This is a genomic window from Spirosoma foliorum, from assembly GCF_014117325.1.
Taxonomy (GTDB): Bacteria; Bacteroidota; Bacteroidia; order Cytophagales; family Spirosomataceae; genus Spirosoma; species Spirosoma foliorum.
Genome location: NZ_CP059732.1, coordinates 1965668 through 1979460 on the forward strand (window position 1 = coordinate 1965668; position 13793 = coordinate 1979460).

At 48.9% G+C, this 13793-nt stretch carries 6 protein-coding genes and 1 pseudogene; 6 read left to right on the forward strand and 1 reads right to left on the reverse strand.

Annotated elements, in window-relative coordinates:
• Window positions 1-7 precede the first annotated feature (7 nt).
• Window positions 8-3295: a SusC/RagA family TonB-linked outer membrane protein gene (locus H3H32_RS07905; protein ID WP_182462185.1), complete on the reverse strand. Its 3288-nt coding sequence runs from the start codon at window positions 3293-3295 to the stop codon at window positions 8-10.
• Between the two features lie 960 nt (window positions 3296-4255).
• Between H3H32_RS07905 and H3H32_RS07910 the strand changes: the two genes are divergently transcribed.
• From H3H32_RS07910 to H3H32_RS07935, 6 genes and pseudogenes are all read left to right on the forward strand, one after another.
• The gene (locus H3H32_RS07910; protein WP_182462186.1) at window positions 4256-5260 is read left to right on the forward strand and encodes an IS701 family transposase; all 1005 of its coding nucleotides are present in this window, start codon (window positions 4256-4258) and stop codon (window positions 5258-5260) included.
• A gap of 140 nt (window positions 5261-5400) precedes the next feature.
• Window positions 5401-8637, forward strand: coding sequence for a hybrid sensor histidine kinase/response regulator transcription factor (locus tag H3H32_RS07915; RefSeq protein WP_240543698.1), 3237 nt, complete (start codon window positions 5401-5403; stop codon window positions 8635-8637).
• Between the two features lie 187 nt (window positions 8638-8824).
• Window positions 8825-9235 (forward strand): helix-turn-helix domain-containing protein, encoded by a 411-nt coding sequence (locus H3H32_RS07920; protein WP_182462187.1) that lies wholly within the window; start codon window positions 8825-8827, stop codon window positions 9233-9235.
• 165 nt (window positions 9236-9400) lie between these two features.
• A complete protein-coding gene (locus tag H3H32_RS38405; RefSeq protein ID WP_445265557.1) occupies window positions 9401-9769 on the forward strand; it encodes a hypothetical protein in 369 nt (122 codons plus the stop codon).
• A 47-nt stretch (window positions 9770-9816) separates the two neighbouring features.
• Window positions 9817-11598: pseudogene (locus tag H3H32_RS07930) on the forward strand (DUF885 domain-containing protein).
• A gap of 89 nt (window positions 11599-11687) precedes the next feature.
• Window positions 11688-13766 (forward strand): M3 family metallopeptidase, encoded by a 2079-nt coding sequence (locus H3H32_RS07935; RefSeq protein WP_240543865.1) that lies wholly within the window; start codon window positions 11688-11690, stop codon window positions 13764-13766.
• The last annotated feature ends 27 nt before the right edge of the window (window positions 13767-13793 follow it).

Below are 13793 nucleotides of genomic sequence, written 5' to 3' on the forward strand. Positions count from 1 at the left end.
TAGTCGATTAGAAGCCAAAACTCACCCCTACATTGTAGCCCCGAGTGACTGGATAGTTCCCCACATCAATCCCGAACGTAGCATCCGAGCCGCCACCTACTGCTGGGTCCAGACCGCTGTATTTGGTGATCGTAAACAAATTCGTTGCCGACACCGACACCCGCAACCGGCTGAGGTTGGCCCGACTTAGCAGTGCATTAGGAAAGGTATATCCCAGGTTCAGATACTGCATGCGCCCATACGACCCATTTTCAACGTAATAGGAGTTAGGTTGGGTGTTGGTACTGAAATTAGCCGCACTTTCGAAAATCGGTACGTTCGTGTTCATGTTGGTAGGCAACCACGAATCCTTTACTCTGGAGCTAACAGCGGCCCCCGTAAATGAGGGATAGAAGTCTGTAAACCACCGCTGGTTATTGAAAATCTGGCTTCCTAACGAAGCATATAAATTGGTGTTCAGATCGAAACTTTTGTATTTCAAGCCCAGCGTGATGCTTCCCGTAAATTTGGGGATCGGACTGCCCAGATACGTTCGATCATTGTCATCAATCTTTTTGTCGCCATTCAAATCGGCGAAGCGAAAACGGCCAGGAGCAGCGCCCGTTTGGGTCGCAGCCGATGCCACTTCTTCCTTGCTGTTGAATAGGCCAACTACTTGATAACCATAAAATGACGACAACGTATGGCCCGCTTCGTTACGTACCACCGGCCCACCAATGCGCGTACCACCGCCCGTGAAATACGGTACCAACGGCGCAATGGCCGTAATCTGGTTGCTTAGGAAGCTGCCGATTCCGGTCACTTCATAACTCAAATCGCCAACAAGTTTCCCCCGGGTGGTAAGCAGTAAATCAATCCCCTGATTGCGCATACTCGCTACATTCAGGAACGGTGCATTGGCTCGAACGCCCACCACGCTTGGTAAGGCCAATTGATATAGTAGGTCTTTGGTATCCTTTCGCCAGAAATCAACAACTACTTCCAGGCGATTATTGAAAAACGAACCATCTATCCCGATGTTGGATGTAATGCTCGTCTCCCATTTGGCATCGGCATTCCCGATCTGGCTTGGGTAGTACCCCGTGGCAATCGAGTTGTTCGTTGCACCAAGGTCGTAGCCGTTGGCCGCATTAGTAGCAAACAGGTTGAACTGGTTAGTTGAACTGAGGTAGTTGGAGTTACCCATCAAGCCATAACCACCCCGAATTTTCAGGTCTGATACCCATGGCAGATTCTTCATAAATTCTTCGGACGAGATACGCCACGCAGCCGAGAAAGCTGGAAATACGCCATACCGATTGGCGGGGCCGAATTGGGACGATCCATCCCGACGTACCACCGCCGTAGCAATATACTTATCGTTATAGGTGTATTTGGCCTGCCCAAATATCGAGTAAAAGTTGTTGCCTTTTCCGTACGTGCTGGACACCTGACGCGTTGCACCGGGCGTTGTGGTGTTCAGTGTTACGTAGTTAGGGTCGGTGGAGAACGGATTAATACCCGAACCTGCGATACCCCGTCCATTACCCGTGTTGAGTGCTTCCAGCCCCGCCAGCACACTCAGATCGTGTTTGCCGAACGTTTGCTTATACTGCGCTGTGTTGGTAAAGGTCCAGGCCAGCCCTACATTGGATGCCTCCGAATAGGTGTAGTTCGCGATATTTTCGGAGTTTTCGTAAGTAGATCGAACGTATGAATTGTTGTAATTCGTGAAATACGTTCCGCCCAGGCTGCTACGTAGCATGAGGCCTGGAATCACATCATATTCCAGGTAAGCATTCCCCGAACCGAAGACAGTGTAGTTGATATTATTGGCTACACTCTCGCGATTCGCCACTGGATTTCGGGGATTGTTGAACCCCGGAGCGGCTGTGCCCGCATACCCTCCGAACGCATTATAGACCGGAATAATGGGCGCCATTCGAAATGCAGTCAATACGTCGTTTTCGTCGCCCGATACACTGGCATTGTTATTTGTGCTATTTCCCAATGAGTTCCCGACACTCCCCTGCAGCCCTGTCGCCGATACGTAGGCCACCTGGATATTTTCGCCAAACCGAAGTTTTTTTGTGATATCAAATTCGGTGTTGGCCCGCAGGGTGTAACGCGAGAAATTATTGTTTGTAATAATTCCCGCCTGCTGTTGCATACCCAGACTCAGGTAGTATCGGCTGTTTTCGGTCCCGCCCGAAAATCCCAGCGTATGTCTCGTCATAGGGGCAGTTCGTGTAATGGCTTTGTACCAGTCGGTGCCTCGCTTGTTAGCCGCAATCACACTGTAGATCGCACCATTGGCCGGATTGACATTATATTTTGCCGCTTCTGCCGTCAAATCGACAGCACCAACAACGCCTGCGTTCTTGCCAACTAATAGATAATCAGGCAATACCGGTGTTTGCCCTGATCCGTATTGACCATTGGCGATACCAGCGAAGCTATTCGCACCAATAGCCGTTCCCGACTGAAAAAGATCATTCCTGCGCGCCTGCCAGGTCCAGTCTGCCTGTTCTTGGGGATTCAGGATAGATGGGCCTTTACCCGGATCAGTCACACCATATAACCCATCGTAACTAATACTGAGTTTTTGCGCCTTGCGCTGACCTTTTTTCGTAGTCAGTACAATCACTCCGGCTGCCGCTCTGGCGCCGTAGATCGAAGCCGAAGCGGCATCTTTCAGGACGGTTGTGGTTTCAATGTCGTTGGGGTTAATGAACTGAATACTTTGGGTAGGTACACCATCTACCACGTAGAGCGGTTGATTACCGCCAAACGAACCAAAACCCCGTACCCGAATCTGGCTGGAGGTACCGGGTTGTCCATTGGTGATCACCGTAACCCCCGCCACCCGACCCTGCAACTGCTGCTCCACGTTAGCCGAGGGAACTAGTTGAAGCTGGGCTGGTTTAACCGTCGATACAGCGCCCGTAACGTCCCGGCGGTTTTCTGTCGAGTAACCTGTGACCACGACTTCGCTCAGCGCATTGGCTTCATCTTCAAGTTTTACCTCAATGGAAATGCGGTTGCCAATTATTATTTCCTGTGTTTTAGATCCAATTGAGGATATGATCAACACTGGGTTTTCTCCCCGAATGGTCAAGGCAAAATTGCCATTAGCATCAGAAGATGTACCAGTTTGCGTTCCTTTTAATACGATATTGGCCCCTGGGATTGCGCCATCGCTTCCTGTAATTTTACCCGTTACCCGACGATCCTGAGCGAAAGCATTGAGGCTCCATAGCAGCAGCATTGAACCCAGAAAAGTAGCCTGCAGTACTCTGTAGAACGATTCTTTCATGAATATTGACTTGATTTAGAACATGAATTGAACAGCTGTCCGAAGCGCGATTCAGGCAACGGAAGTCATGCAGGCCTACATGAATTTCATCCCCTATTCAGCTGTTTTATCTGTCTAGTGCAGGAAAGGGCTGGAATTATCCCTTTTCAAGTCAAAATTTTAATAAAATTCTTTTAACGTATTCGATCGATTGAGTTGGACTGGTATCAAACTTTGGTAAATCAGGTTCACTTCCTTGGCGCATATACACCATTGCAGAGTCTATTAACCGCACCTCTCGGAGACCCAATTCAACAAGCGTCTCATGCCGCTTAAGTAAGGGGAAGTTTTTACCCTGAATGTGTAACAATCTATTTCAAGTAGGAAAAATTATATCGAAAAGGTATGCCCGAAAGGAAAGTAGCTTTGCCCCTGAGTAACGTACAGGTCGAGTTATCCCAAGGAATAGTCTATTGAACGATCGCTGAACAACGAAATGCCTAGTCCTGATTTATCCGGAGGTTTATTTGAACGATTTTATTGTATATTCAAGTTGAAGTTAATTTCCTGTCTAACAATTTTTTATATTGTTCATAGAATAGGAATCCTTGACTTTTTTGTGAACGATTTTTGGAATGACCCGTCTTGGAAAGTGTTGCCCTTTCTCGATCTTGGGATCCGCTGATTGTGCGAACAAGAGTTATAACTATGACAACTCTATACCGTAAAAATTGAGACTTTAAAAGCAGAAGATAAATTTGGGCGTATTGAACAATCGGTACAACTTCATAAAGGGAGGCCACACCTGAGAACTGCCCAAGCTGTCTCGATCAGCTACAGATGTCAATAAAAAAACGCTTGTGTGCGTAATCATGTTGAGCGACTTTTCGAAGTCAACTTGGCCATTCTTTACTATTATGGATGACGCCTATATTTATATTAGGACTTACGCAAAAGTGGTAAATTGAAATAAAAAATAGCTTGAAGGTCACCGCACAACTTTACGGACAGTTTCTACTGAGTAGCCAGATCAACTATACGGCTACCTACTTGGCTGATCACCTGGAAGGGATCACCCATGACAATGTGCAGTACTTTCTCAAAGCTAGCCGAGTGGCACCTCGCCAGGTCTGGCAACATGTCCGCCACCAAATTCAACTGGATACCGATGGCTATATCCTCTTTGATGATACCGTGCTCAATAAAGAACATAGTCATAAAATTGAACTGGTTCGTCGGCAATACAGTGGAAATGCTCATGGAATCATCAAAGGCATCGGTGTGGTTAATTGTGTCTACTTCAATCCTAAAATTAATCAGTTCTGGCTCATTGACTACCGTATTTTTAATCCCGATGAGGATGGAAAAAGCAAGTTGGATCATGTGTTGGACATGCTTAACCAACTAGCACCCCGCCAGATCAGTTATCGAATCGTCTTAATGGACAGTTGGTATGCTGTGACCGACCTCTTCAAGTGGCTCATTACCAATGAAAAACTGTTTTACTGTCCTATCAAGAGCAACCGTAAGGTCGATGATTCAGGTGGCAAAGAACCGTATCAACCTGTCAGCTATCTGAGCTGGTCAGCTCAACAGGTGCAGCAGGGTAAGCTGGTTAAAGTACACAAGATGCCTCAAAACACCTATCTTAAACTGTTCCGCGTACTGGTGTCTACCCACCGGACGGACTATATCGTCACCAACGATTTAGCTCAAAATGAGACGAGTGCCGCTGAAGAAAAAAGTGGTATTCGTTGGACAATTGAGCAGTTTCATCGAGAAGATAAGCAGATCACGGGTCTGGAATGTTGTCAATGTCGATTAGCTCGTAGTCAACGCAATCACATTGGCTTAGCGGCTCTGACTTGGTTACGTTTTAAACAGTTGGCTTATCAGACTAAGAAAACGGTTTACCAACTCAAACAAGGCTTATTAGATGCTTACCTTCGTCAAGAGTTGGCGAATCCTTCAGTTGCCTTTGCGTAAGTCCTATATATATTAGACCAGCCTGGCACTTATCAACTATAATCCATAGGTTTTATTGATTTTTGGGGTAAGCAGTAGGAGTAAGCAGTATAATTGCCTAGTTTTAGATAATCCTACCACCGCTTTGCCATGGACTACCTGTGCGACTAATCCATTTCCAATCACTGAGTGTTGGGCAGATAAGTTTTTTGAGCCAGGTAGGCGCTGGGTTGATGGCTGCCGGACCTAAATACCTTCCCTATTCCTCTTTCGATCTTGCTTGGACTTTTAGACCAACTGACTTGCCGTTCGTTGAAAAAAAGCAGGAGATCCGCCCAATGGGTTCCAGGCAGAAACAGCCTCTAACTGAGGGTATCCTTCAACCTGAACAATCCACTTTAGCAGGGCTTCACCAACAACAGCTCAACCGCTCACCATCACCGGTATGGAAGCGGCTGATTCATGGTCTCATCGTAGCCATTTCCTTATTGACGATTTCCCTGGCCCAGCCAGCAACAACCCCGGTTAGCCTAACCCAAGTACCCGAGGATGGGTTTCTGCTCAAAGAAGGGTGGCGACTTCAGCCAGGTGATAACCCAAATGGAGCCAGTCCTAAGCTGGATGACCGACACTGGGTTAGCATTGATCCAACCAAAGATATTCGGGAGTTGCCTCAGCTACAGCAGGCGGGTATCGGCTGGCTTCGGTTGCATATCCATACCGGACCCGATTTGCCGCCCCTGATGATCAAGCTGTTTCAGTCGGTTGCATCCGAAATTTATCTGGATGGCCGATTGTTGTATCGCTTCGGCAAGGTCAGTGCCAACCCCGATAGCGTACAGGCGTATAATCCTGCGGCTGCGTATAGCTTCCCTCTGACAACCTACTCTGATCATATACTAGCCCTTCGGATTGCCTGTCAGCCGAGTCAATTTTACTACGCCAACTACCTCAACTGGGATGCGGGAACGGTTCAGTTCTGGTTGTTTCCAACCCATGTTCTACCAGCCATCAAACCGGTTGATGTCGAGTCGATTTACCTGAATACATTCCGAATAGGGATCGCGTTCATCCTCTTTATTCTGCATCTGAGCCTGTTTTTTACGCACCGTAGCCAGCGGGCTAATCTCTATGCGGCCGGCATGTATCTGCTGCTGAACCTAGGCCTTTTGTCCCGGTTTGCCAACGATTTTACTCACTCCCTGGGCCTACGGATTCTGGTTTATTATGGATCTAGCATTGATCAGTGGGTGCCAGGCCTGGTAGTCCTGACGTTTTATGGTCTATTCAATTTTCGCCGTGGGTGGCTGTTTTGGCTGGCCATGGGCAGTATTGGCATTAAGCTTATTCCGTTGTCGGCCGACTTTCAGTGGCTGTCTTATCCTATTAATTATTTCCTGCCCCTTGAATTGATCCGCCTTTCTCTGGTGGCGGTCAAGCGTGAGTTAAGGGGAGCTAACATCGTTGCCATTTGCGCATTCTGTAATCTGGGCTTATGGATTCTATCATCCATCTTATTTTACCTGCATCTCCCAGGTTATAGCCATGAATGGCTGTTTCATGGTTTTTATTTAGCTAGTTTTCTGTGCTTCCCCCTTACGCTATCGATTCTGCTGGCGTTGGAACATGGCTGGATTAATGGACAACTGGTTGACCGGCTCCGGGAGGTCGAAACGCTATCAACCCAGAATCTGGCTCAACAGGTTGAGCGACAGCAACTCCTTGCCCGGCAAAATGAACAGTTGGAACTCCAGGTTACGGAGCGCACTCAGGAATTACACCAGCAAGCCAATCAGCTTCGGCAACTCGATCAGGTCAAGTCTCGCTTTGTCAATAACCTGACCCACGAGTTTCGTACACCGCTCTCGCTTATTCTATCCCCGGTCGCTAAACTGCTGGAAGAAAAACGCTACGATGGGACACTATTGACACTGGTTCATCACAACGCTGATCGACTCCTGCGACTTATCAACCAGCTCCTGGACTTAGCCAAACTGGAGGGTAATTTCATGCCCGTTTCCCTGATGCAGGGAGACGTTGCCGAATTTGCCCAACAGATGGTGGCTATCTTTCAGCGTTCGGCTGAACAGAAAGGCATCATTCTCCGGTTTAATATAGACGATCTACCCCAGCGAGCATATATCTTCGACGCCGATAAATGGGAAAAGATTTTAATTAATCTGGTGGCCAACGCCATCAAATTTACCCCATCGGGCGGGCAGGTAACCCTGACGCTCTCGCCTGTCTGGGCGACAGGCGAAATGGTGGGTGTACAGGTTAAGCTGGTCGATACAGGCATCGGTATGGCTGCCGACCAGTTACCACATGTTTTCGACCGCTTTTATCAAGTAGACGGTTCCAGCACCCGATCCTTCGAAGGGACGGGAATTGGCCTCGCACTGGTCAACGAACTGGTTGGCTTACTGGGGGGAACCATTCGGGTAGCGAGTGAAGTTGGGGTGGGTACTACGTTCCACTTGATGCTGCCCGTTGAAGCGGTCTCGGCCACAGCGAATCTACCTGAAAATAGCTGGTCGGTTCCTGAACCAATTGTCGGCCAACTCCTTACTTCACCCGTGAGGAGTCTACTCAGTACCCGATTGGGTGATGGAGTGGCCATGCCCAGCATTCTGATCGTTGAAGACAATGCCGAACTGCGGGCGTTTCTGGTAGGTGAGCTGGCCGGCTTGTATGAGGCATTTCAGGCTGAGGATGGCCAGGCAGGCTGGGAGATTATCCAGACCGAACTACCTGACATTGTCATCACAGACGTGATGATGCCTCGGATGGATGGCTTTGAACTTACCCGGCTTATCAAAGCCAATGCCGACACAAACCATATTGCGGTGGTGATGCTGACGGCCAAAACGGCTCAGCAGAGTCGTCTGGAGGGACTTCAGCAAGGCGCCGACGATTACTTAGCCAAACCCTTTAGTGTGGCTGAGTTGCAACTGCGGGTGGCTAACTTGATTACCCGCCAGCAGAAGCTGGGCGAATATTATCAGCAGCAGTTTGCCCTGACGGTTCAGGAGTCGCAGGAACTGGTGAAGGTAGTGCCTGAACGGATTCAGGACCCCTTTCTGATCCGGATTTATGGGTTGCTAGACCAACATCTGGATGACTCCACGATTGGGGTGGACTGGCTGGCCGATCAGTTGGCCATGAACCGCAAGACGCTTTACCGAAAAATACAAAGCCTGATTCAATTGTCCCCGGCCGATCTGATTCGTCAGTATCGACTTCGGAAAGCGGCTGAATTGCTGGGATCGGGGAATAATGTAGCGGAAACCGCCGATTTGGTTGGCTTCAATTCACCTTCTCATTTCACGATAGTATTCAAGGATTTCTACCAACAAACGCCTACTGAATACATTGCCAGCCGTGTGAAAAACCCCTAATTCCTGCTTTTTTTCCTTCCTACAAGCAAAATGCCCCAAACCCGACGACATCTGCCCCGAATCTGACAGGGCATCGGTGGACAGTAAGAGACCTTTGATGTATCAAAAGTGTAGCACTCTAAACCTTTTTTGGTTTCTATCCACACCCGTTTTGAATATCAGTCTTTCCACTTCAATTACACCCCTAATGATTAGTCGACATAAAACTGGCGATTACGATCAACCCTCTTTGGTGGTGCCCGCTGGCTGTATGCAACCAATCCGAAGCCCCAATACTTTTCTAAAGCGGATTTATAGTCTGTTGGAGCGAAACCTGGAAGATCCATCGGTCAATGTCGACTGGCTGGCTAACCAATTAGGTATAAATCGGAAAACGCTGTATCGACAGTTGAAGCACCTGATTCAACGCTCGCCAACCGATCTGATCCATCAGTTTCGTTTGCAGAGAGCGGTCAGGTTGTTGAGCGTAGATTACACTTTGGCCGAAACGTCCTACCTGGTTGGTTTCAACACACCCTCTCAATTCACAATGGTGTTCAAAGAGTTTTACCAGCAAACGCCAACTGAGTACGTAGACATTCGTATTAAACCGGGCTAATTAGCCCTTTTTCGGGTAAAATGCCCCTAATCTGACGACATCTGCCCCGAATCTGACAAAACATCGGTGGGCGAAGGCGGAGCTTTGCAGAAATTAAATCACTCCTTATGGTAAAATTCTTTATCCTCTTTCCTGTAGTCCTGTTGATGGTTACCCTGTTGATGAATGCTCAACGGACGGCAACCAGCTAATCGACGGCCTTACACCCGATCAGCGTTTCTTTTTAGTTTATGCGGCTATCTGACGGACCAGGCAACGACAGGAGGCACTGCGCATGCAGGTACTCACCAATCCGCACTCGCCCGTCCAATTCCGGGTCAACGGTCCGTTGTCCAATTTCGATGCGTTTTACACCTACTTAACTCTATCCACACCATGCAACCTTACCAACAACATTCCGCCCCGCTTACTGCAACGGTGGTTCTGGCCTGTACCGCGCTGGCACTGGCGGTTAGCCTCGCCCTGATTACGGCTGCCCTCTTTATGCTCACGAACCTGAAGCCACCCCAGATTGCTGTTACGCCTATTTTCTGACCGGCACACAGGAACCCCTCGCTCCTCACTTAAAACTCTGTTCATCCATGCGTACCTGCCTGCTCCTGTTATTTGTTACCTGCTCTACACTGGCCTTCGGGCAAACACCCGCCCCTGCGTCCCCCGGCTTTCATTCCCTGTTGACAGCCTATTACGAGGATTTTTTGATCTTGAATCCAACGAAGGCTTCGTACCTGGGCGATTACCGCTACAATGATCAACTCGAGAACACGTTCAGTCAGCTCTACCGCGATCAAATGAAGCGTTTGTACACGCGGTACCTGGATGGGCTGAAAGCCTACAATGAGCAGCAACTGGGTGACCGGGATCAGCTCAACTACCAGATTCTGCGCTACGACCTAACCACCAATCTGGCATCCATGGAGTTTACAGACTATCTGACACCAATGAGTCAGATGTTTGGTTTTCATGTACTTTTTTCGCTGTTAGGATCAGGGGCCGGTGCTCACCCGTTTAAGTCGGCGAAAGACTACGATGATTTTCTGAAGCGAATTAATGGCTTTGTCGCTCAGACCGATACCGCCATTGCCAACATGCGAACCGGTATGGCGCAGAATTATGTGCAGCCGAAGGTAGTCATCGGGAAGGTATTACCCCAGATAAAAGCGATGCTCGTTGACGATGTCACGAAAAGTCTCTTTTATAAGCCGGTACAAAACATGCCCGCCACCCTCTCGACCGAGGACAAACAACGACTGACGACGGCCTATACCACTGCTATTACGCAGCAGATTATGCCCGCTTATAGTCGGCTCTATACGTTCCTCCAGAACGAGTATCTGCCCCGGTGCCGCGAAACGGTTGGCATCGAAGCCGTTTCTAACGGCAAGGCCTAGTACGCGTACTTAGTTAAATCGTCGACAACCACGGACATGACGCCCGATGAGGTGCATGCCTTGGGGTTGAGCGAGGTGAAACGGATTCGGCAGTCGATAGAAAGCATCAGGCAGCAGGTGGGTTTTGCCGACGACCTGAAAGCGTTCTATGCCTACGTCGATACGGACCCTAAATTCTTTCCGTATAAAACGGACGAAGACGTATTAAATGGGTTTCAAACGATCTACCAGACCCTGAAGCCCCAGTTACCGAGTCTGTTCAACATGGTCCCGAAAACAGCCTTCGAGATTCGTCCGATCGAGAAGTACCGGGCTGCTTCGTCACCTGCTCAGTATTGGCCTGGCACACCCGACGGGTCGCGCCCCGGCGTTTTTTATTTCCCCGTGCTCGATGCGGCCAAGTTCAGTTACTGGGGTATGGAAGACTTGTTTCTGCATGAGGCCATTCCAGGCCACCACTACCAGATATCACTTCAAAACGAAAACACCGCTCTCCCTTCCTTTCAGAAAATTGGTAATTACGGCGCTTACACGGAAGGCTGGGGGTTATATGCCGAGAGTCTGGGTAAGGCACTGGGTCTTTACACCGATCCTTTCCAGACATTGGGTCGCTACCAGGGCGAAATTCACCGGGCTATTCGGCTTGTGGTCGATACGGGAATTCACCACAAAGGCTGGACGCGTGAGCAAGCCATTCAGTACAGCCTGGCTAATGAACCCATCGGGGAGGCTGAGGCTATTCAGGAGGTCGAGCGCTACATTGCCTGGCCGGGACAGGCGGTTTCCTATAAGATTGGCGAGTTGAAAATCATGGACATTCGCCAGAAGGCGGAGAAAGCCCTGGGTACTCGGTTCGACATCCGGGCCTTTCACGATCAGGTGCTGAAAGACGGGCCGATGCCCCTGGCCATTTTTGAGGCTAAAATGGATCGCTGGATCAAGAGTCAGCAGGCCATCGCCGGTAAGAACTAACAGCAGAAGAAAACGTACCAACCAATTCCAATTCTCCAATGAACAAACAACTTACCTTCCTTGCATCAATTACGCTGTTGGTTTCCTTAATGGCCGCTACGTCATTCGCCCAATTAGCCGTTACCCAGCAACGCCAGAATCCATTTTTGTCTCCTTATCTGACACCCCACCAAGCGGTGCCGTTCGACAAGATAACCAATGCCGATTACATGCCTGCCCTTCGTGAAGCACTGGCTCAGGGTCGGAAAGAGGTTGAGGCCATTGTTAAAAATCCCGACAAGCCCACCTTTGCCAATACAATCGTTGCCCTCGACCGCTCCGGCAGTTTGATGAGACGCGTTACCCAGGTCATGTATAACCTGAGTAGTGCCGAGACAACGCCTGAACTCCAGAAGATTGTTAAACAGGCATCGCCAATGATAACCGACTATACCAATGACATTACCCTCAATCCAATACTCTATGCGCGGGTTAAATCGGTTTATGAGCAGCGTGCCCGGCTGAAACTGGATCAAGAAAGCAGTATGTTGCTCGAAAAGTCATACAAGCTGTTTGCCCGAAATGGGGCTAATCTAGACGTAGCAGGGAAAGAACGGCTTCGCGCTATTGATAAGGAAGTAGCCCAGTTGTCGCTTCAGTTTGGCGAAAATGTGCTGAACGAAACCAACGAATTTAAACTGATCGTATCGGATGAGAAAGACCTGGCTGGTTTGCCCAATTTCGTCCGTGATGCGGCCAAAGCAACCGCTAAAAAGATGGGCCAGGAAGGATACCTATTCACTTTACAGGCACCCAGCTACGGGCCGTTCATGCAATATGCCGACAACCGCGCCCTCCGCCAGAAGCTATTCATGGCCTTTAACGCACGGGGTTACCACGGCAATAAAAACGACAATTCGGCCATCATAGACAAGATGGTCAATCTGCGCTATGAACGGGCCAACCTGATGGGCTACAAAACTCACGCTGATTTTGTGCTGGAAGAACGAATGGCTGGTTCGCGTGAAAAGGTGCAAAGCTTTCTGGATGAATTGGTTACGTATGCCCGTCCGGCCGCCGAGCGCCAACTGGCTGAACTGACGACCTATGCCAGAGCCCACGGATTTACAGACGATAAGTTGCAAAACTGGGATAATAGCTACTATTCAGATAAACTGAAAAAGGAAAAATATGACCTCGATGATGAGGTACTGAAGCCTTATTTTAAGCTTGAAAACGTCTTGAATGGTGTCATCACGGTGGCCAACAAACTCTACGGCATCACGTTCAAAGAACGTACCGATATACCGGTCTATAATTCTGAAGTGAAGACCTTCGACGTTTTTGATAAGGATGGGAAGTTCCTGGCTGTTTTTTATGGCGATTATTTTCCTCGGGCTGGCAAGCGGAGTGGAGCCTGGATGAATGACATTCAGGGTCAGAAAATTGAGAACGGCGAAAATGTTCGTCCGCATATTATCAACGTCTGTAATTTCACCCGTGCCACAGATACCAAACCATCGCTGCTGACATTCAGGGAAGTCATTACCTTGTTTCATGAATTTGGCCACGGCCTGCACGGTATGCTGGCGAATGGTACGTATGAAAGTTTATCTGGTGTGAATGTACCCTGGGATTTTGTTGAACTACCCTCGCAGGTGATGGAGAACTGGTGCTACGATCCCGAAGCACTCAAGCTGTTTGCCAAACACTACCAGACCGGCGAAGTAATCCCCAATGAACTGATTGAGAAAATTCGGGCGAGTCAGAACTTTTTGGCGGGCCTGGCTAACCTCAGGCAGCTTCGTTTTGGCCTGATTGATCTATATTATCACGGGCAGAAGCCAACGGGTGAGTCCATTGGAGTGGTCGAAAATAAAGTGGATTCGGTGGCGAATCTGTTTCCACATGTCGATGGGATAGCCAGTAGTCCGTCTTTCACGCACATTTTCAACGGAGGCTATTCGGCTGGTTATTACAGCTACAAATGGAGCGAAGTGCTGGACGCCGATGCTTTCGAGTTTTTCAAGGAAAAAGGTGGCCTGGACAACAAAGCTGCCGCCGATAGTTTCCGTAAAAATGTACTGGAGAAAGGCGGTAGTGAAAAGCCGATGGAACTCTATAAGAAATTCCGGGGTCGCGAACCATCGCCCAAAGCCATGCTGCGACGTAGCGGTTTGATCCTGTAAAGAGTCGTACCATCGAAAATTGAGTCG

Bases quoted from the DNA above. Each gene is read 5' to 3' on its own strand.
- H3H32_RS07905 (WP_182462185.1), bottom strand. From the start codon at position 3,295: ATGAAAGAATCGTTCTACAGAGTACTGCAGGCTACTTTTCTGGGTTCA.
- H3H32_RS07920 (WP_182462187.1), top strand. From the start codon at position 8,825: ATGATTAGTCGACATAAAACTGGCGATTACGATCAACCCTCTTTGGTG.
- H3H32_RS38405 (WP_445265557.1), top strand. From the start codon at position 9,401: ATGCTCAACGGACGGCAACCAGCTAATCGACGGCCTTACACCCGATCA.
- H3H32_RS07935 (WP_240543865.1), top strand. From the start codon at position 11,688: ATGGCCGCTACGTCATTCGCCCAATTAGCCGTTACCCAGCAACGCCAG.